At 70.8% G+C, this 26,257-nt stretch carries 20 protein-coding genes; 7 read left to right on the top strand and 13 right to left on the bottom strand.

All coding sequences use genetic code 11. The features are described from left to right. Positions 1-52: 52 nt before the first annotated feature. Entirely contained in the window at positions 53-787 is a 735-nt protein-coding gene (locus QSK34_RS00960; RefSeq protein WP_161480464.1) for a type 2 periplasmic-binding domain-containing protein, read from the top strand. A gap of 41 nt (positions 788-828) precedes the next feature. Next, complete coding sequence (locus tag QSK34_RS00955) at positions 829-2,640, top strand: S9 family peptidase (protein WP_285578847.1); 1,812 nt, start codon at positions 829-831, stop codon at positions 2,638-2,640. 8 nt (positions 2,641-2,648) lie between these two features. On the opposite strand, the gene cqsA is transcribed toward QSK34_RS00955, so the two are convergent. The 5 genes from cqsA to recA form a co-directional block, all read right to left on the bottom strand. Then, entirely contained in the window at positions 2,649-3,791 is a 1,143-nt protein-coding gene (cqsA, locus tag QSK34_RS00950) for an alpha-hydroxyketone-type quorum-sensing autoinducer synthase (RefSeq protein ID WP_285578845.1), read from the bottom strand. A gap of 150 nt (positions 3,792-3,941) precedes the next feature. Then, the gene (locus QSK34_RS00945; protein ID WP_285578843.1) at positions 3,942-4,727 is read right to left on the bottom strand and encodes an alpha/beta fold hydrolase; all 786 of its coding nucleotides are present in this window, start codon (positions 4,725-4,727) and stop codon (positions 3,942-3,944) included. 925 nt (positions 4,728-5,652) lie between these two features. Then, the gene (gene rny, locus QSK34_RS00940) at positions 5,653-7,287 is read right to left on the bottom strand and encodes a ribonuclease Y (RefSeq protein ID WP_285578841.1); all 1,635 of its coding nucleotides are present in this window, start codon (positions 7,285-7,287) and stop codon (positions 5,653-5,655) included. Between the two features lie 1,458 nt (positions 7,288-8,745). Beyond that, positions 8,746-9,399: a recombination regulator RecX gene (recX, locus tag QSK34_RS00935; RefSeq protein WP_502875397.1), complete on the bottom strand. Its 654-nt coding sequence runs from the start codon at positions 9,397-9,399 to the stop codon at positions 8,746-8,748. A 902-nt stretch (positions 9,400-10,301) separates the two neighbouring features. Further along, complete coding sequence (gene recA / locus QSK34_RS00930) at positions 10,302-11,399, bottom strand: recombinase RecA (RefSeq protein ID WP_161480469.1); 1,098 nt, start codon at positions 11,397-11,399, stop codon at positions 10,302-10,304. Positions 11,400-11,682: 283 nt separating this feature from the next. Between recA and QSK34_RS00925 the strand changes: the two genes are divergently transcribed. Both QSK34_RS00925 and QSK34_RS00920 read left to right on the top strand, forming a co-directional pair. Beyond that, a complete protein-coding gene (locus QSK34_RS00925) occupies positions 11,683-11,946 on the top strand; it encodes a hypothetical protein (RefSeq protein WP_285578837.1) in 264 nt (87 codons plus the stop codon). Positions 11,947-12,011: 65 nt separating this feature from the next. After that, positions 12,012-12,764, top strand: coding sequence for an SDR family NAD(P)-dependent oxidoreductase (locus QSK34_RS00920; RefSeq protein ID WP_030450810.1), 753 nt, complete (start codon positions 12,012-12,014; stop codon positions 12,762-12,764). A 55-nt stretch (positions 12,765-12,819) separates the two neighbouring features. Here QSK34_RS00920 and QSK34_RS00915 read toward each other — a convergent pair whose 3' ends face one another. From QSK34_RS00915 to QSK34_RS00905, 3 genes are read right to left on the bottom strand one after another with little or no spacing between them, the layout of a single operon-like run. Next, the gene (locus tag QSK34_RS00915; RefSeq protein WP_285578835.1) at positions 12,820-13,092 is read right to left on the bottom strand and encodes a hypothetical protein; all 273 of its coding nucleotides are present in this window, start codon (positions 13,090-13,092) and stop codon (positions 12,820-12,822) included. Positions 13,093-13,103: 11 nt separating this feature from the next. After that, complete coding sequence (locus QSK34_RS00910) at positions 13,104-13,298, bottom strand: DUF3046 domain-containing protein (RefSeq protein WP_030450812.1); 195 nt, start codon at positions 13,296-13,298, stop codon at positions 13,104-13,106. 31 nt (positions 13,299-13,329) lie between these two features. Further along, the gene (locus QSK34_RS00905) at positions 13,330-13,827 is read right to left on the bottom strand and encodes a VOC family protein (RefSeq protein ID WP_285578832.1); all 498 of its coding nucleotides are present in this window, start codon (positions 13,825-13,827) and stop codon (positions 13,330-13,332) included. A gap of 90 nt (positions 13,828-13,917) precedes the next feature. Here QSK34_RS00905 and QSK34_RS00900 point away from each other — a divergent pair, with 90 nt between their 5' ends. The 3 genes from QSK34_RS00900 (at position 13,918) to QSK34_RS00890 (ending at position 20,515) form a co-directional block, all read left to right on the top strand. Then, positions 13,918-18,564, top strand: a complete 4,647-nt coding sequence (locus QSK34_RS00900; RefSeq protein ID WP_285578829.1) for an ATP-dependent helicase — start codon at positions 13,918-13,920, stop codon at positions 18,562-18,564. Positions 18,565-18,611: 47 nt separating this feature from the next. After that, on the top strand, positions 18,612-19,538 hold the full coding sequence (locus QSK34_RS00895) for an oxidoreductase (RefSeq protein WP_285578827.1): 927 nt from the start codon (positions 18,612-18,614) through the stop codon (positions 19,536-19,538). A gap of 548 nt (positions 19,539-20,086) precedes the next feature. Further along, entirely contained in the window at positions 20,087-20,515 is a 429-nt protein-coding gene (locus QSK34_RS00890) for a VOC family protein (RefSeq protein ID WP_285578826.1), read from the top strand. Here QSK34_RS00890 and QSK34_RS00885 read toward each other — a convergent pair. Genes QSK34_RS00885 through QSK34_RS00865 form a run of 5 tightly spaced genes read right to left on the bottom strand, consistent with a single transcriptional unit; the run spans position 20,505 to position 26,212 of the window. Beyond that, positions 20,505-21,584: a 2-oxo acid dehydrogenase subunit E2 gene (locus QSK34_RS00885; RefSeq protein ID WP_285578824.1), complete on the bottom strand. Its 1,080-nt coding sequence runs from the start codon at positions 21,582-21,584 to the stop codon at positions 20,505-20,507. The two genes, QSK34_RS00890 and QSK34_RS00885, sit on opposite strands and share 11 nt — an antisense overlap. Next, positions 21,581-22,558 (bottom strand): alpha-ketoacid dehydrogenase subunit beta, encoded by a 978-nt coding sequence (locus QSK34_RS00880; RefSeq protein WP_285578821.1) that lies wholly within the window; start codon positions 22,556-22,558, stop codon positions 21,581-21,583. Before QSK34_RS00880 ends, QSK34_RS00885 begins: the two co-directional genes overlap by 4 nt. Further along, positions 22,555-23,427: a thiamine pyrophosphate-dependent dehydrogenase E1 component subunit alpha gene (locus QSK34_RS00875; RefSeq protein ID WP_285578819.1), complete on the bottom strand. Its 873-nt coding sequence runs from the start codon at positions 23,425-23,427 to the stop codon at positions 22,555-22,557. The genes QSK34_RS00880 and QSK34_RS00875 overlap by 4 nt, the downstream gene beginning before the upstream one ends. Then, entirely contained in the window at positions 23,424-24,839 is a 1,416-nt protein-coding gene (locus tag QSK34_RS00870; protein ID WP_285578817.1) for a condensation domain-containing protein, read from the bottom strand. Before QSK34_RS00870 ends, QSK34_RS00875 begins: the two co-directional genes overlap by 4 nt. Continuing rightward, positions 24,836-26,212: a class I adenylate-forming enzyme family protein gene (locus QSK34_RS00865; RefSeq protein WP_285578815.1), complete on the bottom strand. Its 1,377-nt coding sequence runs from the start codon at positions 26,210-26,212 to the stop codon at positions 24,836-24,838. The genes QSK34_RS00870 and QSK34_RS00865 overlap by 4 nt, the downstream gene beginning before the upstream one ends. Positions 26,213-26,257: the final 45 nt, after the last annotated feature.

Raw genomic sequence — 26,257 nt, 5'->3', positions numbered from 1 at the left:
CCTTTACGTGTCGGTTCGCCGAGATCGGCGATCAAGATCTCATCCTGATCCCGTGTGGCGCGTCGTCTCCGCGGGTATCGCGGCCCTCTCGATGGCGGCCGGGCTCACGGGTTGTTCGGGCACCGGCCTTCTGATCGGCGTCCGGGCGGGCCAGCCCGGCCTGGCCGAGATGCTGCCCGGCGGCGGCTGGTCCGGTTTCGACATCGCCGTGGCCCGTTATGTGGCCCGGCATCTCGGCTACCGCAGCGACCAGATCCGGTACACCACCGATCTCGACTCGGCCGACCTGGTGATGGGTCCCGCGCGGGAGCCGTACGTCGGCCCCTACCTGGTCGCGGCCAAGGACATCCTGGTCCGGGCCCGCGACCGCGACCGGTCGCTCAAGGAGCTGGCCGGAGGGCTGGTGTGCGGCACCCGGGCCGACACCCTCGGCCTGGCCGGCCGGTTCGGCGCCGAGTGGCGGGCCGCCCACCTGGCCGAGGCCAACGTGCCCGCGGCGTGCGGGCCGCTGCTGGCCGACCGGCGCACCGACGCCATCATCGCCGACGCGCCCGTGCTGGCCGGCCTGTCGGCCCAGTATCCCGGCCGGTTCCGGCTGGTCGGACGGCCCCTCGCGCAGGAACGCTACGGCATCGGCCTGTCGGAACGGACCGAGTCGTGGCGCGACGAGATCGAGGACGCGCTGCGCCGGATGTACGACGACGGTTCGTGGCACCGGGCCGTCATCGACTACCTGGGCGAGCTCGCCACCCAATACGAGATGCCGCCGGCCCTGGAAAAGCGCTAACCGCACGACATCTCCAGCCGGGTTCGGGCAGGATGCCGTCCATGCTCCCCGAGCGCACGCCGTTGCCGTACGCCGCCCGCATATCCACCGCCGACGTGGCCCGGTCGGGCCTCAACCTCGGCTTCCCGACCGTGATCGGCGACGAGGTGTGGTGGGAGGAGGACCGGCCCGCCCAGAACGGCCGCCGGACCGTCGTCCACCGCGCCGCCGACGGGCGGCGGCGTGAGATCCTGCCCGCGCCCTGGGACGCGCGGACGCGGGTGCACGAATACGGCGGACGGTCCCACCTCGTCATCCCCGAACTCGGGGTCGTCTTCGCCGAACACTCCGACCAGCGGCTCTACCTGATCTCCGACGGAACGCCGCGCGCCATCACCGACGAGGGCGACTGCCGCTACGCCGACCTCTCCTGGGCGCACGGGCGGATCTTCGGCGTACAGGAACGCCACCACGACGACGGGAAGGTGGAACGCGCCGTCGTGGCCGTCTCGCTCGACGGGTCGGTCTCGGTCCTCGCGTCGGGGGCCGACTTCTACGCCTCCCCCACGGTCTCCCCCGACGGGGAGCACGTCGCGTACGTCTGCTGGAACCACCCGCGCATGCCGTGGGTCGGCACCGAGCTGCGCGTCACCCGCATCGACGACGGCTCGTCGTGGACGGTCAAGGGCGGGCAGACCGAGTCGGTGCTCGCGCCCGCGTGGAAGGACGACCGCAACCTCTACCTGGTGTCCGACTGGTCGGGCTGGTGGAACATCTACCAGATCGGCATGTTCGGCACCTCGCCCCGCGCGCTCTACCCCGCCGAGGAGGAGTTCGCCGGCCCGCTGTGGCAACTCGGCGGACGGCCCTACGTGCCCCTCGGCCACGACCGGCTGGCGGTCCTGCACGGGCAGGGCAACCTGCGGCTGGGCGTGCTCGACGTCGAGTCGGGCGTGCTGACCGACCTCGACGTGCCCTACGACGGCTTCTACCCGGAGCTGTCGGCCGACGGCCGCATGCTGGTCGGCCTCGGCTACGGCTGGGACGTGCCCCGCTCGGTCGTCCGCGTCGACACGGTGACCGGCCGGGTCGAGGGCCTGCGCCGGGACATCGCCGAACTCCCCGACGTGGCCTACCTGCCCCGTCCGGCGGAGGTGATGATCGACCACCGGGTGCCCGCCTACCTCTACGCCCCCCTCGACGCGACCGGCCCGTGCCCCTTCGTGGTCTTCGCCCACGGCGGCCCCACCGCCCACGTGACGACCGAGCTCAGCCTGGCCCGCGCCTTCTTCACCACCCGCGGCATCGGCGTGCTCGACGTCAACTACGGGGGGTCGACCGGCTACGGGCGCGCCTACCGCGAGAAGCTGCGCGGCCAGTGGGGCGTGGTCGACGTCGACGACGTGATCGCCGCCGCGGAATGGCTGGCCTTCTCGGGCCACGCCGACCCCGACCGCATCGCGATCCGCGGTGGCAGCGCCGGCGGGTGGACGGTCCTGGCGGCCTGCGCGGCCTCCGGCGTCTTCGCGGGCGGCGTGTCGATCGCCGGCGTCACCTCACTGGGCCCCCTCCGCGAGGCGACCCACGACTTCGAGTCCCAGTACGCCGACTGGCTCGGCGGCCCCGACGGGTCACGCCGCGAGCCGCTGGCCCGGGTCGGCGAGATCGACTGCCCGCTCCTGCTGCTGCAGGGACAGAACGACCCGGTGGTGCCGCCGTCACAGGCCGAGACCTTCGTCGCGGCGCTCACCGCGCGCGGCGTCGCCTGCACCTACCTGGCCTTCGAGGGCGAGGCCCACGGGTTCCGCCGCATCGAGACCAAGACCGCCGCCCTCGCCGCGGAGCTCTCGTTCTACCTGCAGATATTCGGCTGAGCCGGAGATCAGCTCCAGCGGTCGCGCACGACCTCGCAGGCCGCGATGATCCGGTCGACGTCGTCGTCGCCGAGCCCCGCATGCAGCGACAACCTGACCAGCGCCCGGTCCTGGGGCGTCGCGGGCGGCGCGAACACCGAGCCGAACACGCCGTGCTCCTCCAGCAGCTCGCGGACCTCGATGGTGGCCCGTTCCGTGCCCGTCTGGAGCGCCACGATGTGGCTCGCCGAACCCTCCAGGTCGAAGCCGAGCGCCGCGACCTCGTCGCGCACCCACTCCGACACCTGGTGGAGCCGGTCGCGCCGCCACTCGTCGGTCCGCACCGCCTCCAGCGTCGCCGCCAGGCCCGCCAGGTCGTGCGAGAGCAGCGCCGAGGAGAACACGGCCGGGAAGGACTCCAGCCGGAAGTAGGGCACGAAGGCCGGGTCGGTGGTGGTGACGAACCCGGCCCGCCCGGCGAAGGCCTTGGAGAGACTGGCGATCCGGAAGTGGACACGGCCGGCCAGGCCCAGCTCGACGACCATCCCGGCGCCCAGCGGACCGGTCGTGCCGAGCGAGTGCGACTCGTCGACCACGAGCACGCAGCCCGTCTCCTCGGCCAGGTCGCACAGCTCCGGCAGGGGGCAGTGGCTGCCGTTCGTGCTGTAGAGGGCCTCGACCGCGACGACGCCGGGGCCGTGCCGGTCGATCCGCGACCGCAGATGGTCGAGGTCGTTGTGCCGGAACACACGCAGCGGCGCGCCCGCCAGCCGCGCCCCGGCGGCGAGGGACATGTGGGCGATCTGGTCGACGTACACGGGGGTGTGCGCGTCGGCGATCGCCTGCAGGAGGCCCAGGTTCGCGTCCCATCCCGACTGGCAGAGCACCCCGGCGGGCGCGTGCATGTGAGCGGCCAGATCCCGTTCCAGGACGAGCTGGGCGTGGCCGCCGTGGACATAGCCGTCGGCCAGGCTTTCGGCGATGCGTTTGACGACCCGGTCGTCACCGGCCAGCGCCAGGTAGTCGTTGCTGTTGACCAGGACGTCGTCCGCCTCCGGCGCCCGTCCGAAGAGGAGCTCCCGGCCATCCCACTCCCCGGCCACCCTGACCTCGTGGAACCGTTCGACCCGGGCCCGGACACGAGCGGCGGCGGGCTGGGAAGACGTGGTCATCGCACCAAGCTTTCTCTGAGCCGGAAAGTGATCTTTCAACAACACAGAGTGATACAACGCGCCGGGTATCGAATGCCACCCGGGACGGGTCAAGATCGCCCCAGCAAGCACGGAAGGCCCGCCTGGCAGGCGGGCCCTCACGGCCGGGCGTCAGCGCGCGGCGGCCTTCACGATCAGCGAGGTCACCGTGTCGGGGTGGCTCATCATCGGCACGTGTGAGCTGTTGATCTCGACGATGACACCCTTGGCCCGCTTGGCCATCGCCCGCTCCGCCACCGTCGGGATGATGTTGTCCTGCTTGGCGACCACGAAGTAGCTCGGGATCGTCTTCCAGGCCGCCGGCCCCGACGCGGTCACCAGCGCCCCCAGCGCACCCGGCCGCTGCGTCGCCGCCATCACCGCGGTGACGCCGCGGGGCAGGTCCTGGGCGAACAGCCGGTGGAAGTGCGCCGGGTCGATGTAGGCGTCCTGGTCGCCGCCCTGCGCGCCGGGGAAGGGCTTGACCTTCAGGTGGTTGGTGACCTCCGTCTCGCCTCCGGCCAGGTGGTTCGCGTCGGACACGCTCTCGCCCTCGTCGAGCGCGTAGGCGGCGACGTACACCAGCGACTTCACGTTCGGGTTGCCGGTGCCGGCGTTGGAGATGACGGCCCCGCCGTAGGAGTGCCCGACGAGGACGACCGGCCCCTCGATCGTCGACAGGAACAGCCGCAGGTACTCCCCGTCGGCCACCGGCCCCCGCAGCGGGTTGGAGAACGCGATCACCGGATAGCCCTTGGCGATCAGCCGCCCGGCCACGTCGTTCCAGCCACTGGAGTCGGCGAAGGCCCCGTGGACCAGCACGATCGTGGGCTTCGGCTTGGGCGTGACGACGGCCTGCGCGGGGGCGGCGAAGGTCAGGCCGGCCAGGAGGAAGGCGGCCATGAGCGATTTCAACAAGCGGGACATCATGCTCCTTGGGTCGTGATGACCCGCTCATCGTCAGCCGGACTACGGGGGCGGCGAATCAGGTGGTCTTCGTAGTCTTTGTACGAAATACGCGGAGCCCGCCACGCGCTTCCCTCGCTCGGCCACGGTCAGTCGGGTGGATGGGTGGGCGGAGCCGTAACGAAAGAAGAGCCCTTTCACCAGCGACGACGCACACCATGAGCGGCCGGGGACCACGACGGCGCGCAGCTCTTGCGGAACTAGCACGAAGCCACGAACTGAGGCCTTACGTTCGCCTGAGCCTATGTCCAGCACGTCTCCTACTTCACGAACTGAGACCCTCGCACTCAGCCGGGCCAGTACCCCGCTCTACTCCTCACCGGCCAAGGCCATCCGGCTCCACGTTGGCTTCCTGCTTCACCGGCTGAGGCCTTACGTTCGCCTGAGCTCATGTCCAGCACGTCTCCTACTTCACGAACTGAAACCCTCACGCTCAGCCGGGCCGGCACCCCTCTACTCCTCACCGGCCAAGGCCATCCGGCTCCACATTGGCTTCCTACTTCACCGGCTGAGGCCTTCGATCGAGCCGCGCCAACACCTGCAACCCGGTGTCTCACCTCAACGCTGACGCCTACCAGCTCAACCGGCCCGACGCCTGACCCTGCTACCTCACGAACCGAGGTTCCCTCACTCAGCCTGGCTGACTAGCTCACGAACTGAGCCCCTCGCTCAGCCGGGCTGAGTACCTCGCCGACTGAGCACTTCTGGACTCGCCGGACCGATAACTCGCATGTTTTACCGCACCGGCTCAGCCGGGTCGAACGCCCCAACGGTTCCGCATTACGGATGCCTTCAGCTTCATCTGGCCGGCGCCGCACCGGGCCGGAAAACTGAAACCTTCAGCCGGCGCGCACTCAGCCGCCGGTCGCCCTTCGGGTCAGCGGGCGAACTCGGTCGCTCTCGACTCCCGAACCACCGTGATGCGGATCTGGCCCGGATAGGTCAGTTCCTCCTCGACCTGCTTGGCCACGTCGCGGGCGATGACCTGGGCCTGGATGTCGTCGACGTTGTCGGGGCGGACCATCACGCGGATCTCGCGGCCCGCCTGCATGGCGAAGACCTTCTCGACGCCCTCGTGGGCCTGGGCGATCTCCTCCAGCCGCTCCAGGCGCTTCACGTAGGCCTCCAGGCTCTCCCGCCGCGCCCCCGGGCGGCTGCCGCTGATCGCGTCGGCGGCCTGGGTGAGGACCGCTTCGACGGTACGCACCTCGACCTCGTTGTGGTGCGCCTCGATGGCGTGGACGACGTCGTCGTGCTCGCCGTAGCGGCGGGCGATCTCGGCCCCGATGAGGGCGTGGCTGCCCTCGACCTCGTGGGTGAGAGCCTTGCCGATGTCGTGGAGCAGCGCGCAGCGCTTGACGAGGTCGCGGTCGAGGCGCAGCTCGGAGGCCATGATGCCGGCGATGTGGGCCGACTCGATGAGGTGCTTGAGCACGTTCTGGCCGTAGGAGGTGCGGTAGCGCAGCTGCCCGAGGAGGGTGATCAGCTCGGGGTGCATCTCGGTGATGCCGAGTTCGACGAGGGCGTCCTCACCGGCGCGAACGCACAGGTCCCGGACCTCGGCGCGGCTGCGCTCGTAGGCCTCTTCGATGCGCTGCGGATGGATGCGCCCGTCGAGGACCAGCTTCTCGAGCGTCAGCCGGGCGGTCTCGCGGCGCACCGGATCGAAACACGACAGCAGCACCGCCTCGGGCGTGTCGTCGATGATCAGGTTCACCCCGGTCGTCGACTCGAAGGCCCGGATGTTGCGGCCCTCGCGCCCGATGATGCGCCCCTTCATCTCGTCACCGGGCAGGTGCAGCACGCTGACGACCGACTCGGCCGTCTGCTCGGTCGCGACCCGCTGCACCGCCAGCGTCACGATCTTGCAGGCCCGCTTCTCGCCCTCCTTGCGGGCCTCGCTCTCGATCTCGCGAACGATCAGCGCCGCCTCGCGCTTCGCCTGGTTCTCGATCTCCTTGACGAGCTCGCCCTTGGCCTGGTCGGCGGTCAGCCCCGCCAGCCGTTCGAGGATCTCCCGCCGCTGCTCCCCCAGCTTGTCGAGCTCGGCCCGCCGATCGGCCAGTTCGGTCTCGGTCTCGGCCAGCCTCCCGGCCCGCTCGATGTGCGCGCGCCCCTCTTCGTCGAGCCGCCGCTCCCGCTCCGCCAGCCGGCTCTCCCGCCGTTCGAGGTCGGCCCGCAGCTCCTTGAGCTCGTTCTTCAGGACGCGCGCCTCCTCCTCGACCTCCCGCCGCATCAGCGCCGCCCCCTCGACGAGCGCCTCGGACCTCCGGATGATCTCCCCGGCGTCGTTCTCGGCCTTGTCGCGGATCTCCGCCGCCTCTTCGCGCGCCCTCTCCAGCTCCTTCTCCCGGAGGCTCTCGCTGAGCTCCGAGCGGATCTGGTCAAGCTGCTCCTGACTCGGACCGAGCTCTTTCGGGGCGGTACGCCGGAGCAAAATGATCAGGAGGGCCGCAATCGCCGCGAAGGCAAGCAGCAGCACCGCCACTGCCAGCACGATCACGATCGTCATGTCCACGCGCACCCACCCCTTCTAGCGTCAAGCCGACAAGGGGTCACCAGCACAGCACGAAGAGACCTGGTGGCACCACCAGGGCATATATTCGTACCCCGAAACGATCGGGGCCGTGGTTCACCGTTATGGCAATCCGCGCTGCGCGGAGTAACTCCTCACTGCGGTCGAGGTTAAGCGTCATTCGGGTAACGAGCAAGCAAAGACGCGGCAGGTGGCGAGTTTTTCTCGATCATCATTTCCCGGTTTCCGGACGAGCCGGACGGGGCACCCGATGACGGAACGGGTTTGATCCATTTCGCTACGTCATGGGCGATGCGGCTTGGATGCCGCGAAGACGGCGGTATGACGAGGGTCCAGACGGGGCCAGGAAATGCGATCAGGATCATTTCAGCACGGGGGCGGTCATACTCGGCGTCAAGACACGCGGGGACCGGATGCGCCCACACATCCCGAAGGGGACGAGCTGACTGGGTTCGGCCGCAAGACAACACGCCCCAACCGCCCCGCCCCGGTTACGGGGGTTCAACCACAGGGGCCGACGGCAGGAGCGGATCGTGGGAACCGAGCGTCCGCCTCTCCAGGGACCCACGCCGGCATTCTGGTCAAGGGCGGCAGCCGAGGAGAAAACTGCTCGCTGGCCGAACGAACTACACCCGGCCGAACCAACGTAGGAACCAACCCCTGGAAACCGACCCCGGGAAACCGACTGCGGGCACCGACCGTCCGCATTCCCAGCGGCCCTTGCCGGCGATCCGGCAAGGACAGCGGCCAAGCAGGAAAACCGATCACTGGCCGAACGGACCGACCGCAGCGAAACACCACAGGGACCGACCTCACGGACCGACCTCACGGACCGACCTCACGGACCGACCTCACGGACCGACCTCACGGACCGACCTCACGGACCGACCTCACGGACCGACCTCACGGACCGACCTCACGGACCGACCTCGGGAACCGACTTGAGGGGAACCGACCTCAGGGATCCGACCGTCCCCTTCCCAGGGGCCCTCGCCAGCGATCTAGTGAACAGCTGCGAAGCAACGGGCACGATCGTCTGGCTCAAGAGACCGAACCGCATGGGACCCAACTACTGCGGCAACCGACCGTCCGCTTCCCCAGCGGCCTGCGCCAGCGATCTGGTCGAGGACAACCAAGCAGGAAGGCCGATGACCGCCCGAACGGACCGAACCGATGGAAACAATCGCAGCAACCGACCTGGGAACCGACCGTCTGCTTCCCTGCGGTGCCTGCCGGCGATCTGGTCGAGCGCAGCAGTAAGGCGGGACAGCCGACCGCCTGGCCGAACAGCCCAAACCCGATAGAACCAGCCGCAGGAACCGACCCGCGGAGACCGCGTGAAGGGCACGAGAGCACCAGAGACACACCGGAAGGCCGGGGCGGCCGGGGCCTGCCAAGGGCGTGGACACCGCGCCGAGCCGCGTTCCGACGCCGTCACGGAGAATCCAGGTAACCGCCCTCGTCCGACGCCTCCTCCCCCTCGGCTTCCAGTGCCTCCCTGACGATCCGAAACGCCAGCCCCGCCGGGTAGCCCTTCCGCGCGAGCATGCCGACCAGCTTGCGCGTCCGGGCGCGCGGATCGGCGCCCCTAGTCGAGCCCAGCTTCCGGGCGACGAGCCGCCGGGCCGTCTCGACCTCCTCGTCGGGATCGAGTTGCTCGACGGCCTCCTTGACCATCTCCTCCTCGACCCCGCGATGCCGCAACTCCTGCGCCAGCGCGCGGCGCGCGAGCCCCCGCCCGTGGTGACGCGAGCTCACCCACATGGCGGCGAACGCCTGGTCGTCGATCAGCCCGACCTCGGAGAACCGTTCGAGAACCCGGTCGGCCACCTCTACCGGGATCTCCCGCTTGAGCAGGGCCTCGGCGAGCTGGGCCCTTGTCCGGGGGGCGAGGGTCAGCAGCCGTAGACAGATCCCGCGCGCCCGCGCTTCGGGGTCGGAACTCTGCTCCTCGGAGAACGGCCCCCGCCGCCTCGACCGACCCCGCGAACCGCCGTCACCGAAGCCGCTGCCACCACCAACACTGGAGCCATCGGGACCAAAAGCGTCACCACCACCGGAGTCGCCATCGCCGAAGCCACCGCCGATGCCATCACCGGAGTCACCGCCACCAAAACCCCTGCGAACGCCGCCACGAGAGCCGCGGCCGCCGAAACCGTCGGCAACGCCGCCACCGATTCCGTTGCTCCCGAAGAGCCCATCGCCTTCGACAGAGTCGCCACCGTTGAAGTCGTCACGGCGTGAGGCACGCCGGCCTCCTCTGCCGGTCTTGGACCGGCGCCCACGTCGGCCACGCCCGGAGGGTTCCTCGTCCGGCAGGCCACCCCAGTCAAGTGGATTGGGGTGATCTTCCGCTGTCGCGCGGGAATCCGAAGAGCCCGCCACGCCATCGCGCCCTTCACCACCGGGGAACGAATCCGCATGATGCGGCCCACCCGATTGGCCTACTGCCCTGGAAGACGCACGCGACGACTCTCCCCGTTGCCCCTCGTCACCAGACAGGTCACCGACACGGCGGCCCTCAGGCGACCAGCCGAATCCCCCACGCTCTGGTTCCTGGTCATCCGGAGACTTGCTCTGGTCGCGGCGGTCGGAAACCGAGGCGGTCCGCCCGTTCTCATCGAAAGCCGAGTCGTCGGGCCCATCCCCGGCCGGGTCGTCGTCGAACGCGCCACCTGGCCGTGCCCTGCCGTCTCCCCGTACCCTCTCCAGGCCGGTCTCCGACCACGCCGAGCCATCAGACTCATCCACGACCGGATCGCCGAACGCGCCGCCCGGCCATGACCCGCCGTCTCCCCGTACCGCCTCCGGGTCGATCTCCGACCACGCCGAACCACCCGACGCCCACTCGGAGCGCGAATCCGGGAAGCCCCAGCCCGGAGGGTCGGACTCGCGCTCGTCGGACCATCGGTCGTCGTCATACGGCCACCCGGGGCGGCCCCAGGCGCCCCGGTCGTCGTCCCAGGAGTCGGAAGGTCGCACCGGATCGGTCAGACGTCACCCGGCTTGGGGGTGGCTGACGCCTTCGAGCCTCGGCCGGTCGGGGCCGGGGCGGCGACGGGGACCGCGGGGGTCTCGGGAGCGGCGTCGAGGCGGGGGCCGACGCCGAGCTTCTCCTTGATCTTCTTCTCGATCTCGTTGGCGATGTCGGGGTGGTTCTTCAGGAAGTTGCGGGCGTTCTCCTTGCCCTGGCCGAGCTGGTCGCCCTCGTAGGTGTACCAGGCGCCGGCCTTGCGGACGAAGCCGTGCTCCACGCCCATGTCGATCAGGCCGCCCTCGCGGCTGATGCCGAAGCCGTAGAGGATGTCGAAGTCGGCCGTGCGGAAGGGCGGGGCCATCTTGTTCTTGACGACCTTCACGCGGGTGCGGTTGCCGACCGGCTCGGTGCCGTCCTTCAGGGTCTCGATGCGGCGGACGTCGAGGCGGACCGACGCGTAGAACTTCAGCGCCTTACCGCCGGTCGTGGTCTCGGGCGAGCCGAACATGACGCCGATCTTCTCGCGGAGCTGGTTGATGAAGATGGCGGTGGTGCCGGTGTTGTTGAGGGCGCCGGCGACCTTGCGGAGGGCCTGGGACATCAGGCGGGCCTGCAGACCCACGTGGCTGTCGCCCATCTCGCCCTCGATTTCGGCCTTGGGCACCAGGGCCGCCACCGAGTCGATGACGATGATGTCGATCGCGCCGGAGCGGATCAGCATGTCGGCGATCTCCAGGGCCTGCTCACCCGTGTCGGGCTGGGAGACCAGGAGGGCGTCGACGTCGACGCCGAGCTTCTTGGCGTATTCGGGGTCGAGGGCGTGCTCCGCGTCGATGAACGCGGCGATGCCGCCCTGGCGCTGGGCGTTGGCCACGGCGTGGAGGGCGACGGTGGTCTTACCGGAGGACTCGGGGCCGTAGACCTCGACGATCCGGCCGCGGGGGAAGCCGCCGATGCCCAGGGCGACGTCGAGGGCGATCGCGCCGGTCGGGATGACCTCGACGGGGGCGCGCGCGTCTTCGCCGAGGCGCATGACGGAGCCCTTGCCGAACTGCCGCTCGATCTGGGCGAGGGCGGTCTCGAGGGCCTTGTCGCGGTCGTTCACTGCCATTGGGGTGCCCCCTGTGAGGGTCGTGGGTTGTTCCGGTCAACGGAACGCTATGGGGTGCCACTGACATTTTCTGGAGACGCTGCCTCCAGGGCGGCAGCACAAATATAGCCGAACGGCTGTTCGATCACACCTCGAACGGGCCATCGGTTCAGGAAAGGGAACCCATCCGGAAGGTCACATTCCCGGGCATTGTGATCAGGGTGTTGCCATGCCGTTGACCTGCGGCGATCCTGGAGGAGACGGGCGAATCAGCCAGAAGAACCGCGAGTGAGAAGGCGGCGCCGTGTCGACCGAAAACGAACGCCGTACTCTCCTTGAGGCGCTCGCCGAACGGCTTCCGGGGCGAGGGCTCCAGGGGCGGATGCTCGGCGGGGGCGAGCCCGTGTTGTGGATCTGGCATCCCCGTACGAACCGGCAGACGATCGTCTTCGCCACCCAGTCGGCCGGGGGGTGGCTGTTCCTCTGGGCGCCCGACGGGCAGGAGGACGCCGCCGATCCCGACGTCGCCGCCGACACCCTCGGGAAACTGCTCTCTCAGGCCGCTTGACACCCCTTCTCCACAATTGTGTGGCACGCTGATCCGTTGAGCCCCACGCGGTGAGGAGATGACACATGGGCGCACTGGAGGCGAAGGCGGCTCTGGTGACCGGTGGTTCGCGGGGGATCGGGCGGGCCGTCGTACAGAAACTGGCCCGTGAAGGCGCCCATGTGGTCTTCAGCTTCAACGAGAACCGTTCGGCGGCCGAAGAGGTCGTCGCGCAGGTGGCCAGGTTCGGCGGCACCGCCCACGCGGTGCGGGCCGACATGGGCTGTCCCGACGACGTGAAACTGCTCTTCGAGCAGACGGTACGCCGGCTGGGCGCCCTCGACATCCTCGTCAACAACGCGGCGATCAACCCGATCAGGCGCATCATCGACGCCACCGCCGACGACTTCGACCGCGTGATGGGCGTGAACGCGAAAGGGCCGTTCCTGGCGATCCAGGCGGCCTCCCGCATTCTGCGCGCGGGCGGACGGATCGTGAACATCTCGTCGTTCGGCACCCGCGCGCCCGCCGAGGGGCTGTCGCTCTATCTGGCCAGCAAGGCCGCGCTGGAGTTGCTGACCGCCGTGGCCGCCCGGGAGCTGGGGGCACGCGGGATCACCGTCAACGCGGTCTCGCCCGGGGTGACCGACACCGAGCTGATGCGCGAGTCGTCGGGGGCGAGCGCCGACGAGACGTTCGACGGGATCACCGCCAAGACCGCCCTGCGGCGGCTGGGCGAACCGGCCGACATCGCCAACGTGGTGGCGTTCCTGGCCGGGCCCGACTCACAGTGGATCACCGGGCAGAACCTGCGGGCGACCGGCGGGCTCATCGTCTGAGACCGGTGCCAGACCTATCACGAAGTCTCGGCAGGCGGCAGGGCGTCTTACCGGCTCACCGGTCGAGAGGCGGAGCGACCGCGCTCGTCAGCTCCGTCGGCTCCGCGAACGTGATCACCATGTATCTGCCGTTGGCGTAGCTGGCCACGGGCCGCCCCAGCAGTTCGCCGACCGAATGGGCGACGTTCTGGAACATCTCCACCAATTCGGGGGTGTCGGCGCTCACTCTGAAGCGGCCGCTGGTTGTCAGGTGCTCGGCGACCAGAGGCACGAAGTTGGCCTCGGCGCGGAGCTTCTCGTCGGACGTGAGGGGGGTTCGCGCGGACATGTCTCTCCTGGTCAGCGGAGGCGGGGGTCGACGTCGACGACCTGGCAGACCGCCTGCCAGACCTGTTTCGCCGCGAACCCGTCGGCCAGTGCCTGCTCGACCGTCCGGCCGCCGAGTCCTGCGATCACGTAGTCCTTCGCCCAGGACTCGGCGTACGTCTCGCCGAAGTGGCGGGACATGCGGTTCCAGAATTCCGTGAGTCGCATGGCCCCCAGTATGGCCGTGCCGGGCGGGTGGTCAGAGCACGCGCGAGCCGTACATCTCGCCGAGGGGGTCGGCGAGCAGCTCCAGTCGGGCGCCGTCGGGGTCGGAGAAGTAGATGGAGGCGCCGCTCTCCATGATGTACGGCACTCCGGCGGCCTCCAGCTTCCCGCGCAGGCGCTCCCACGCGACGGGGTCGACGGAGATGGCGATGTGGTGGAGGCCGCCGAGCACCTCCTTGTAGGGGCCGAGGTCGAGGCCGGGGAAGTCGAAGAAGGCCAGCAGGTTGCCGTTGCCGACGTCGAAGAAGAAGTGGTTGGAGCCCTTGTAGTCGCGGTTCTCGAAGATCTCGGTGAGCGGGAACTCCAGAAGCCCCTGATAGAATTCGATCGTGCGTTCGACATCCGACGACAGCAGGGCGAAGTGGTGGAGGCCGCGCGCACTGCTCGGGGGGCGGCGCTCGTTGAGATGACGTTCTTTTATAGAGGCGCGGGTTGCTTCGATGGCCTCGTAGTCGATGTCCATGGTTCTCATGATTGTCCCTTTACCCGCAGCTCAATCACATCGGCCGCGGCGAGAACTGTCGGTCGCCGGAGGCATGATGTGCGGAGGAGGTGGCCAGACATGGTGAAAGGCGCGCTGAGCAGGTTCGGAGCGGTGACGCGCGAGTGGTTCACCGGCGCCTTCGCCGAGCCGACCGCCGCCCAGGAAGGGGCCTGGAACTCCATCGCCGACGGCGACAACACGCTGGTGGTGGCGCCGACCGGCTCGGGCAAGACGCTGGCGGCCTTCCTGTGGTCGATCGACCGGCTGGCGACCCGGGAGGATCCCGAGCGCAAGTGCCGGGTGATCTACGTGTCGCCGCTGAAGGCGCTGGCGGTCGACGTCGAACGCAACCTGCGGGCGCCGCTGACCGGGGTGCGGCAGACGGCACGGCGCACGGGGGTGACCGTGCCGGAGATCTCGGTGGCGATCCGGTCGGGCGACACCCCGGCCGAAGACCGGCGGCGGTTCGCGTCCAAGCCGTCCGACATCCTGATCACCACGCCCGAGTCGCTGTTCCTGCTGCTCACCTCGCAGGCGCGGGAGGCGCTGCGCGGGGTCGAGACGGTGATCGTCGACGAGGTCCACGCGGTGGCGGGCACCAAGCGGGGGGCCCATCTGGCGCTCAGCCTCGAACGTCTCGACGCCCTGCTGCCCAGGCCCGCGCAGCGGATCGGATTGTCGGCGACGGTGCGGCCGGTCTCCGAGGTGGCGGCGTTCCTCGGTGGGGCGCGGCCGGCGAAGGTGGTTCAGCCTCCGTCCGAGAAGCAGATCGAGATCGACGTGGTCGTCCCGGTCGAGGACATGGCCGAGATCGCCTCGCGCGACGACGGCGAGCCCAACCGGCGCAGCATCTGGCCCCATGTGGAGGAGCACCTTCTCGACCTGATCGAGGCCCACCGGTCGACGATCGTCTTCGCCAACTCGCGGCGGCTGTCGGAGCGTCTGTGCAGCCGTCTCAACGAGCTCGCATATGAGAGGAGCACCTCCGAGTCGATGCCCTCGGGGGTGCCGGCCGAGCTGATGGCGCAGGCGGGGGCGTCCAAGGGGGCGATCCCCGAGGTCGTGCGGGCCCACCACGGGTCGGTGTCGAAGGAGGAGCGGTCGCAGATCGAGGAGGCGCTGAAGTCGGGACGGCTGCCGGCCGTCGTGGCGACCTCCAGCCTGGAGCTGGGCATCGACATGGGGTCGGTCGACCTGGTCGCGTGCGTGGAGGCGCCGCCCAGCGTGGCCAGCGGGCTGCAGCGGGTCGGGCGGGCGGGCCACCAGGTGGGGGCCGTCTCGCGCGGGGTGATCTTCCCGAAGTACCGGGGCGACCTCGTGCAGACGGCCGTGGTGGCCGAGCGGATGAAGAGCGGCCGGATCGAGGAGATGCGCTATCCGCGCAACGCGCTCGACGTGCTGGCGCAGCAGATCGTCGCGATGACCGCCCTCGACGAGTGGACCGTCGAGGAGCTGGAGACCGTGGTCCGCCGGGCCGCGCCCTATGCCACGCTGCCGCGCTCGGCCCTGGAGGCCACGCTCGACATGCTGGCCGGGCGCTACCCGAGCGAGGAGTTCGCCGAGCTGCGTCCCCGCCTGGTGTGGGATCGGGTGACCGGCACGCTGCGCGGTCGTCCGGGGGCCCAGCGGCTCGCCGTCACCAACGGCGGCACGATCCCCGACCGGGGCCTGTTCGGCGTGTTCCTCGTCGGGGAGAAGGCGTCCCGGGTCGGGGAGCTCGACGAGGAGATGGTGTACGAATCCCGCGTCGGCGACGTCTTCGTCCTGGGCGCCACCTCCTGGCGGATCGAGGACATCACGGCCGACCGGGTGCTGGTCTCTCCCGCTCCCGGCCTGCCGGGGAAACTTCCGTTCTGGAAGGGCGACCCGCAGGGGCGTCCGGCCGAGCTGGGCCGGGCGATCGGCGCCTTCGTCCGTGAGCTCGCCGGGGCCGGTCCGGCCGCCGCCGAGCGCGTCCGCGAGGCCGGGCTCGACGAGTTCGCGACCGGCAACCTCATCGGCTATCTCGCCGAGCAGCGGGAGGCGACGGGATACGTGCCCGACGACCGCACGCTGCTGGTCGAACGTTTCCACGACGAACTGGGCGACTGGCGGGTGGTGATCCACTCCCCGTTCGGCGCGCGGGTGCACGCGCCGTGGGCGCTGGCCATCGGGCGGCGGTTGCGGGAGCGCTACGGGATCGACGTCCAGGCCGTCCACTCCGACGACGGGATCATCCTCCGGGTCCCCGACACCCTCGACGAGGCGCCGAGCGACGTCGCGGCGTTCGACCCCGAGGAGATCGAGCAGATCGTCACCGAGGAGCTCGGCGGGTCGGCCCTGTTCGCGGCCCGGTTCCGCGAGTGCGCCGGGCGGTCGCTGCTGCTGCCGCGCCGCACCCCCGGGCGGCGCAGCCCCCTGTGGCAGCAGCGGCAGCGGTCGGCCTCCCTGCTGGGCGTGGCCGCGAAGTACGCCGGGTTCCCGGTCGTGCTGGAGACCATGCGCGAGTGCCTGCAGGACGTGTTCGACGTGCCCGGCCTGGTGCAGCTGATGCGCGACATCTCGGCGCGGCGGATCCGGGTGGTCGAGGTGGAGACCCGGCAGGCCTCGCCGTTCGCGGCGTCGTTGTTGTTCAACTACATCGGCGAGTTCATGTACGAGGGCGACGCGCCGCTGGCCGAGCGCCGGGCCCAGGCGCTCGCGCTCGACACCTCCCTCCTGGCCGAGCTGCTCGGGCAGGCCGACCTGCGGGAGCTCCTCGACCCCGACGTGATCGCCGAGACCGAGCGTGAGCTGGCCCGGCTCGACCGGCCGCTGCGCGACGCCGAAGACCTGGCCGACCTGCTCCGGTCCCACGGGCCGCTGCTCGCCGAGGACGTCGCCATCCGCGAGGGCGATCCCGGCTGGCTGGCCGAGCTGGAGCGGTCGCGGCGGGCGATCCAGGTGCGGGTCGCGGGGGTGACGCAGTGGGCGGCGATCGAAGACGCCTGGCGGCTGCGTGACGCGCTGGGGGCGCCGCTGCCGGTGGGGGTGCCGCTGGAGTTCCTCGACGCGCCCGAGACCTCCGCCCGGCCCGACCCGCTGGGCGACCTGCTGTCGCGGCACGCTCGTACGCGCGGGCCGTTCCCGGCCTCGACGGCCGCGGCGCGGTTCGGGGTGGGGATCGCGGTGGTGGCCGACGCGCTGGCCCGGCTGGGGGCGTCCGGCCGGGTGGTGTCGGGTGAGTTCCGGCCCGGCGGGCGGGGCGAGGAGTGGTGCGACGCCGGGGTGCTGCGGCTGCTGCGGCGGCGCTCGCTGGCCCGGTTGCGCAAGGAGGTCGAGCCGGTGCCGCCCGAGGCGCTGGCGACGTTCCTGCCCCGGTGGCACGGGATCACGGCCTACGAACCGCCGGGCGGCGCTTCGGGCGACGGGCGGATCACGCGGTCCAGAGGCCGCTCCGACGCGCCCGACCCGTGGGCCCGGTCGAGTTCCCCGGGACCGGCCGCCTCGCACCGCGCGATGGATTCGCTGGTCGCCGCCGTCGAGCGGTTGCAGGGGGCGGCCGTTCCCGCCTCGGCGCTGGAGACGCTGGTGCTGCCGGGGCGGGTGCCCGGATACTCGCCGTCGCTGCTCGACGAGCTGACCTCGTCGGGCGAGCTGCTCTGGGTGGGGCAGGGGGCGCTGCCCGGGGGCGACGGGTGGGTGTCCCTCTACTTCGCCGACACCGCGCCGCTGCTGATGCCCGAGCCGGCCGAGATCACCATGACGCCGGTCCACGAGGCGGTGCTCGACGTGCTCGCGGGCGGCGGGGCGTTGTTCTTCCGCGACCTGTCGAACCGGGTGGTGCACGACGGCATGCCCGACGACGCCACGCTGGCGGCGGCATTGTGGGACCTGGTCTGGTCGGGCCGGGTGACCGGCGACACGCTCGCGCCGCTGCGGGCCACGCTCGGCACGGGCAAGCCGGCGCATCGTCCGGCGTCGCCGTCGCGGCGTCGCCGGGCCGTGCTGCCGACACGGTCGGGGCCGCCGACGGTCGGGGGCCGGTGGTGGCTGCTGCCCGAACCGTCGTCCGAGGTGACGCTGCGGGCCCAGGCGCAGGCCGAGATGCTGCTCGAACGCCACGGCGTGGTGACCCGCGGCGGGGTGACCGCCGAGCGGCTGCCGGGCGGGTTCGCCGCCGTCTACCAGGTGCTGCGGGCGTTCGAGGAGAGCGGGCGGTGCCGCCGGGGCTACTTCGTCGAAGGGCTGGGCGGGGCGCAGTTCGCGCTGCCGGGGGCCGTCGACCGGCTGCGGGCCTCCGACCGGAAGGACGTGGAGGTGGCGGCTCCGGCTCCGGCAGAGGGTGACTACGTCGACCCGTGGACGGCCTGGCGTCCCCAGGCGGCCGAGCGCGAGGCGCCCAAGGCGACGGTGATGGCGGCGGCCGATCCGGCCAACCCGTTCGGGGCGGCGCTGCCGTGGCCCGACCGGGGCGGCGACGCCGGGCACCGTCCGGGGCGGAAGGCCGGGGCGCTCGTGGTGACCGTGGCGGGGAAGCTGGTGCTCTACGTCGAACGGGGCGGGAAGACGCTGCTGTCGTTCGGGGAGGACGACCATCTGACCGTGGCTGTGGGGGCGTTGGCGGGGGCCGTCCGCGAAGGAGCCCTGGGGCGGCTCACGGTCGAGCGGGCCGACGGCACGGCGATCAACGACTCACCCCTCGCGGCGGCGCTGGAGGCGGCGGGTTTCCACCCCACCCCGCGAGGCCTGCGGATAAGGGGGTGATCGCGGCCTATGGTGAGGAATGAGGCGGGCCGAGGCGAGGAGACGTAATGGCATGGACGGCTGCGGACATCGCCGATCTGTCGGGCAAGGGCGCGATCGTGACCGGCGCCGGCAACGGCCTCGGGCTCCTCGCGGCGGGTGAGCTGGCCCGGCGCGGCGCGAAGGTCGTCTTCGCGGTGCGTGACGTGACCAGGGGCGAGGCGGCCGCGGCGCGGGTGCGGTCCTCCTTCCCCAAGGCCGAGGTCGTGGTGTCGCGGCTGGACCTGTGCGATCTGTCGTCCGTGCGCGACTTCGCCGGGCGCATGCCCGAGGTGTTCCCCAACGGGCTCGACATCCTGATGAACAACGCCGGCGTCATGGCGCCGCCCCGGCGGTTGTCGGTCGACGGCTACGAGATGCAGTTCGCGACCAACCACCTGGGGCATTTCGCGCTCACCGGGCTGCTGCTGCCGTCCCTGCTGCTGCGCCCCGCTCCCCGGGTGGTGACGGTGAGCTCCAACATGCACCGGCGCGGGCGGATCGACTTCGACGACCTGCAGGGAAGCCGGCGATACTCGCCGTACGGGGCCTACTCGCAGTCGAAGCTGGCGAACCTGCTGTTCGCCTACGAACTCCAGCGGCGGGCGGCGGCCACTCCCCTGTTGTCGCTGGCCGCGCATCCGGGCTATTCGGCGACTGGGCTGCAGGAGGCCGGGGCCCGGATGACGGGGAGCCGCGTCCAGGTGCTGGTCCATCGGGTGGCGAACGCGGTGCTGGCGCAGCGGGCCGAGATGGGCGTGCTGCCACAGCTCTACGCGGCCACGGCGCCAGGGGTGCCGCGCGCGGGATACGTCGGGCCCGACGGGCCGGGCGAGATGCGGGGCTATCCCAAGCTGGTCTCCAGCAGCGCGGCGTCACACGACGAGGCGGCGGCCCGGCGGTTGTGGGACGAGTCGGAGCAGATGACGGGGGTGCGATACAGCTTCGCGGGGTGAGCGGGGCAGCCCGTTCGCGCCATCGCGAGCCCTGACGCGCTCCCGCTGCAACTTCGCGAAATCAGCTGAGGGCCCCTCGTCTGCGACCGTTCACTCCCCCGCGAAACTCGGAGCAGATGACAGGCGTGCGATACAACCTCACCACTCCTTCGCGCCATCGCGAGACCTGACGCGCTTGCGCTACAGGTTCACGAAGACTGCTGGGCACCACTCGTTTGCGCCGGTTCACTCCCCTGCGAAAGTCGGAGCAGGTGACGGGCATGTGACACCGCCCGTTCGGACCATCGCTAGATCCGCGCGCTTCTGCGACAGCTTCGCGAAAATCAGCTGAGGGCCCCTCGTCTGCGACCGTTCACTCCCCCGCGAAACTCGGAGCGGGTGACAGGCGTGCGACACCGCCCGTTCGCGCCATCGCAAGGCTCGCAACAAAGGACAGGCCTGTGATGCGGCGTCGCGGGATGAAGGCCGGCCTTCCCGGCGCAGCCGGTTCGCCCCATCGCCACACACAGCCCTTGACCTGGGCACACACCCCCGATTGACTGCCATGGGTGAAAGCCAATCGCTCCATTCCATCAGCCGCGGTCATCCCCGTCCTGATCTATCCCGACGTCCGGGAAGCCGTCGCCTGGCTCACCGGGGCGTTCGGTTTCGAGGAGCGGGTGCGGATCGGTGACGGTCACCGTTCCCAGCTGCGTTACGGCGACGGGGCGCTGATCGTCGGTGACGTGCACGGAGAGCGAAGGCCGCCACGCCACGGCGAGGTGACCCATTCGGTGACCGTCCGCGTGGAAGACGCCCGGGCGCACTGTGAGCACGCCCGGGCCTTCGGTGCGCGCATCCTCATGGAGCCCGCCGATTTCGAGTACGGCGAGCGGCAGTACGCCGCCGAGGATCTCGCCGGTCACCGGTGGACCTTCTCCGAGACGCTCGACGACGTCGCTCCCGAGGAGTGGGGCGGGCAGACCGTCACTCCGTAGCGGCCAGCGCCTTCGTCTCCCGCTGGAGGGCCTTCAGGAAGAGCGCGGCGTCGCGGCCGTTGATCAGGCGGTGGTCGTAGGCCAGGCCGATGTGCGCCACCTGCCGCGCTCTCACCTCGCCGCCGTCCAGGTAGAGGACCTCCTGGGGAGCGGTGACGGCCAGTGCGCACGCGGTCCCGGGGAAGATGAACGGGATGGCCAGCGTGATGCCGCCGTCGTGGTGGAGGGTGACGGCGATGTTCGCGTCGGCCAGGTCGGCGGCGCTGAAGTCGCCCTTCATCGCGGCCACGCGATACTCCATCAGCCTGGTCGCGACCTGCTGCAGGGACTTGGAACCGGCGTCGTGCACGACCGGGACGTACAGGCCATCACCGGTGTCGAAGGTCACGCCGACGTTGGCGGTGTCCGAGAGCACCGCCTTGGTGCGGTCGTCGCCGAGGGTGGCGAAGAACAGCGGGAACTCGGCGTGCAGCCGTGCCACGGCCATGACGAACAGCTCGGCCAGGCCGACCGGGCGGCGGACCTGTTTGGTCAGCCGGCGGGTGGCGGCGAGTTCCTCGTCGAGGGGCATGTCGAGGACGGCGTAGGCGGCGGGGATCGTGGCGTGCGAGAGCGTGACCGCCCGGCCGACGGCCTGCTGGACCTTCGACAGCGGGGCGGTGGGGGTGGCGGTCTCGGCTGCCAGCCGCTCCACGTCGGCCCGCCGGACGACGTTGACGCCCAGGGTGGCGACCTGCTCCTCGGTGACGCCGAGTTCGTCCATGGCCGCCCTGGCGGGCGCGGTGATCACCGGGCCGGAGTGACTCTCCGGTGTGGCGGGAGAATCGATCGGCGCTGGGACGGGGACGGACGCGCCGATGGTCGCCAGCAGGTCGCCCGGGGCGCAGTCGGCCATCAGGGCGACCTCCTGCCGCAGCACTCCCGTCGCGTCGGCCGTCACCTCCTCGGCCGACTTGGAGGTCTCCAGGACGGCCACCGGGTCGCCCTCCTTGACCTCGGTGCCCGTCTCCACCAGCCATTCGACCAGGACGTAGGTGTCGTCGTTGTTGTTGAGCTTGGGGACCTTCACTTGAGGGACTCCAGGACCGTGTCGTGGATGGTGGTTTCGGTCAGCAGGACGGCACGTTCCAGGTGGCCCGCCGTCGGGATGATGCTGTCGGCCGAGTGGGCCAGCGCGACGGGGTTGCGCAGCACGCCCCACAACTCCCGGTGCAGCACGTGGGCGACCTCGGCGCCCCATGTCCCCCCGGCGGTGCTCTCCTCGGCGACGACCACCGACTTCGCCTCCCGTGCCACGGCGACCAGCGGGGCGGCGTCGAGGGGGTGGAGGCGGGAGGGCACGAGCAGGGTGCAGACGATCTCCTGTTCCAGCAGGAGGCGGCGCATGGCCGCGAGCGCGCGGTGGGTGACGCCACCGGGGGCGATGATCACGCAGTCGGGCGGCGTGTCGACGTGGACGCGGGCCAGGCCGTCGGTGAGGTCCCAGGTGAAGAGGTCGTCCACCTCGTGCATGCGCTTGGTGTAGAGGACCTTGTCCTCGAAGAAGACGCAGGGGCGTTCGGCGGCGATCATCCGGGTGAGGACGTCGCGGTTGTCGTGCAGGGGCGACATCTCGTAGACGTCGAGGCCGGGCACGCCGATGAAGTGTTTCTGCAGGCTCTGGCTGTGGGTGGGGCCGTAGCCGCGGCCGCCGCCGGTGGGCAGGCGGACGATGAGGCGCATCGGGACGCGGGTGCCGTACATGGAGACGGACTTGGCGGCGAAGTTCACGATCTGGTCGAACGCCAGCGTGACGAAGTCGCTGAACATGATCTCGACGATCGCGGTGTCGCCGCACAACGCCAGGCCCGCCCCGACGCCGGTGATGGCCGACTCGCTGATCGGGGTGGTGATGACCTGCGACGGGAAGCTCGTCGACAGGCCCCGCGTGGCTTTGAAGGCGCCGCCGTAGGGGTCCAGGACGTCCTCGCCCAGGAGGAAGGCCCTCGGGTTCGCGGCGAGCACTTCGTGCAGCGCCTGGTTGAGGTTCTCCACGACTCTCATGCGTCCCGCCCCACGGCGTGCCGGCCCCACGTCGACAGGGGGCGTGCCTTGACCTCACGGACGACCGATCCGACCAGGTCGCGGGCGCGGGCGTCCGCCTCCGCGAAACCGGCCACGTCCGACATCTCGCGATACCAGTCGCGGAGCTCGGAGACGCCCGACCGGGTGTCGTCGCCCTTGCTGTGCGGGCCCAGCCGGTTGACGGCGAACTCCACCACCAGCGGGGAGCCGGTGCGCACCGCGGAGACCAGCGGGGTCAGCACGGTCCGGATCTCGGAGACGTCGTCGGCGGGCAGGGCCGTGTGCGCGACCCCGAAGGCCGCGCAGCGTGCCGCGATCGTGCCCGACATGGCCAGCTCGGTCAACGTGGTCTGGGCGATGCCGTTGTGCTCGACCACGACCAGCAGCGGGAGCCCCCACAACGCGGCCAGGTTCAGGGATTCGTAGACCGCGCCCTCGCCCCACGTGCCGTCGCCGATGTAGGCGCATGCCAGCGCGCCCGAACCGCGCAGGTGCAGGGCCGCGCCGACGGCCACCGGCAGGCTCTCGCCCTGGACGCCCGTCGACAGGTAGCCCTCGCGCAGGATGTGCTGGCTGCCGCCGACGCCGTCGCAGACCGCGCCCTCGCGGCCCATGATCTCCGCCAGCAGGCCGGCCGGGTCGTCGAAGCGGGCCAGGTAGTGGCCGTGGCCGCGATGGTTGCTGAAGACACGGTCGTCCGGGCCCAGCAGCGGCGCCAGTGCCACGGGGACGATCTCCTGGCCCAGGCAGGTGTGCGTGGTGCCGTTCAGCTCGCCCTTCGCGAACAGGTCCAGCAGGGCGTGCTCGAAGTGGCGGATGAGCAGGAGCCGGTCGAGGTCGGTGGTCACCTGACGGCCGGTTCCGCCTCGCGGACGGCCTGGACGACGCCCGCGATGGTCGGGGTGTCGAAGAAGACGTCCAGGGGGACCTCGACGCCGAGGCGCTTGCGCATGCGGGCGATGATCTGGGTGATGGTCAGGGAGTGCCCGCCGAGGTCGAACAGGTCCTCGTCGTCGCCGATCTCGTCGATGCCCAGCACTTCTTGCCAGATCTCGCGGACGGCGTCGTCGAGGTCGGCGGCCGGTGAGGTGCCGTCCACAGGGCTTTCGGGGTTGTTCATGATGGTGAGAAGGTCCTCCGCTATCCGGGCGACGTCCGACTCCGTGCCGGAGCCGGCGCCGTATTGCATGATCACGTAGAGGCCGTCGGGGTGGTCGACGGCCTGGAGGTGCAGGACGCTGCGTACGGAATGGTTGAAGACCGCCCAGTCGACGGTGGTCTTCACGCCGGTGAAGACGGGGTCGGGGCGGCGTTTGCGGTAGCTGACCGAGACCTGGGCGAGGGCGGTGCGCGGGCGCACGCCCCTGACGGCGCGGGCGTAGGGGACGTGCCGGAAGCGGTACATCTCGCGCAGGTCGCGGTGGAGGGTCCGGGCGACGTCGGCGACGGTGCCCTCCGGCGTGGCGGTGACGGGCAGCTCGTTGACGAACAGGCCGACGTTGTCGCGCACCTCCGGCACGCGGGTGGACAGGTCGACGGCGACGGTCGGGGCCGGATCGCCGTAGCGGTGCAGCAGCGTGTGGACGGAGGCCAGGAACAGCTCGAAGCGCGAGACGCCCGGCACGTCGGGCATCCGGGCGCGGAAGGTGCGCACCGCCCCCTCGGCGGCCCCGCGTCCGGCCGAGGTGAGGCCCGGCAGCGGGGTGGGCTCCCCGGGAGGCCGCGCCGACCAGTAGGCCCTGGCCTCGTCGAGGTCGTCGCGGACCCGCTCCCGTTCCCCGTCGGCGAAGCTCGCGTACGACGTCCCGAGCCGGGGCCGCGACTCCCCGTTGTAGAAGTCGGCCAGGTCTCTGACCAGGATGTCCTTCGACTCGCCGTCGAACACGAGGTGGTGCGCGACGAACACCAGGACGTGCCGGTCAGGGCTCAGCTTGGCCAGCGTGAACCGGGCGAGCGGCCCGTTCTCGACGTCGAAGGGCCGGAGGGTCTCCTCCCGGACGAGCTCGTGCAGGTCGCCGGCGGTGGTCAGCCGGATCGGCGGACGTTCCCCGGGCACCATCACGGGCAGCCCGTCGACCTCGGCGACCGCGCTCGACAACACCGCGTGCCGCCGGATCACCGCCTCGCAGGCCGCGTGCAGCGCGCACACGTCGAGCTCTCCCTCGAAGTCGGCGACCAGCGGCATGTGGTAGGCGGTCCGAGCCCGTCCCATGCGCTCGGTGATCCACATCCCGGTCTGCGCGAACGACGCCTCGGTCATGGCAGCGCCTTCTTGTCGACCTTGCCGCCCCGGTTGCGCGGCAGCGCGTCCATCGTGGTGACCTTGGCCGGCAGCTCGTGCGGGGCGAGCCGGTCGATCAGGAACGCCCGCAGGTCCGCGAGGGGGATCTCCTCCCGTACGACCAGAGCCGCCGCCACCACCGTCCCGAGCACCGGGTGGGGCACCCCGTAGGCGGCGGCCTCGGTGACCAGCGGATGGGCGTGCAGCGCCTCCTCGACCTTCAGGGTGGATACCTTGTGGGCGCCCGACTTGACGACGTCGCCGGTCCGGTCGACCAGGTACAGGTAGCCCTCCTCGTCGAGGTAGCCGAGGTCGCCCATGCGCACCCAGCCGTCCCGGAAGGTGTCGGACACGGTCTCGCCGAGGTAGGCGCGGGGCGCGGCGGGCGAGCGCATCCACACCTCGCCGACCTCCCCGGGGGCGGTCACGGCGCCCTCGGGCGTGGTGATCCGGACGGAGCCTCCGGCCGCCGCCCGGCCCACCGATCCGGGGCGTTCGGGGTCGAAGACCATGATCGTCTGGGCGGGGGCGGCCTCGGTGGAGGTGTAGTAGTTCGTGATCATCGCGGCCGGGAAGAGGCCGGCCAGCTTCACCGCCACGGCCGAGGGCAGCGGCGCGGCGGCCGACCCGAGCAGCAGCACGCTGTCGAGGGGCTCGACCCCGGCCGCCAGCAGCTCGATGGCCATGGCGGGCACCAGGAAGACCGTCCCGGCCTGGTATTTCGCGATGAGCGAGGCGAACCGCCGGGGGGTGAAGGCGGCCGTCGTGACGACGGCGGGGTGCGCGGCGACGGCGTTCACCAGCATCATCTGGCCCGCGTTGGTGCCGATGGGGAAGGCGTGCGCGAGGTGCTTCGAGTGCCGGAAGGCCCGGCGGCGCGGGTCGCGGTGGAGGCCGAAGGCCAGGTTGGCGTGGGTGGCGGTGACGCCCTTGGCCACGCCGGTGGTGCCGGAGGTGAAGAGGATCTGGGCGGGGTCGGCCGGAGACACCTTCGGGAGCGGGGAAACCGATCGGTCCGTGAAAGTTACATCGCGCAGAATCCGGCTGATTCCAGCCCGTTCCGCAAGATGTCGGATCTCTCCCTCCGGGGTCCGGTCGGAGATCGGCACCGCGACGGCCCCCGCCCGCAGCACGCCCATGAAGGCCACCGCGTAGTCGAGCCACCCGGCGTGGGGGAACACCAGCCCCACCGGCTCGCCAGGGCGCACACCTTCGGTGATCAGCCAGTTCGCCAGACCGCCGGCGCGGGAGTCCCAGTCGGCGTAGGTCAGTTCCCCCACGCCGTGGACGATCATCGCGACGCCGTCAGGCTCGGCGGCGGCGCGGGCCGCCAGCAGATCCGAGAGCGTCATTGGACTCCCCAAAGATCGGATGAATACTGCCCGAGCACTGCGTTA

The organism is Herbidospora sp. NBRC 101105 (assembly GCF_030269205.1).
In the GTDB taxonomy this organism is placed as follows: Bacteria; Actinomycetota; Actinomycetes; order Streptosporangiales; family Streptosporangiaceae; genus Herbidospora; species Herbidospora solisilvae.
The sequence above is the reverse complement of the archived record's forward strand: the minus strand, read 5'-3'. Positions and strand labels throughout refer to the sequence as shown.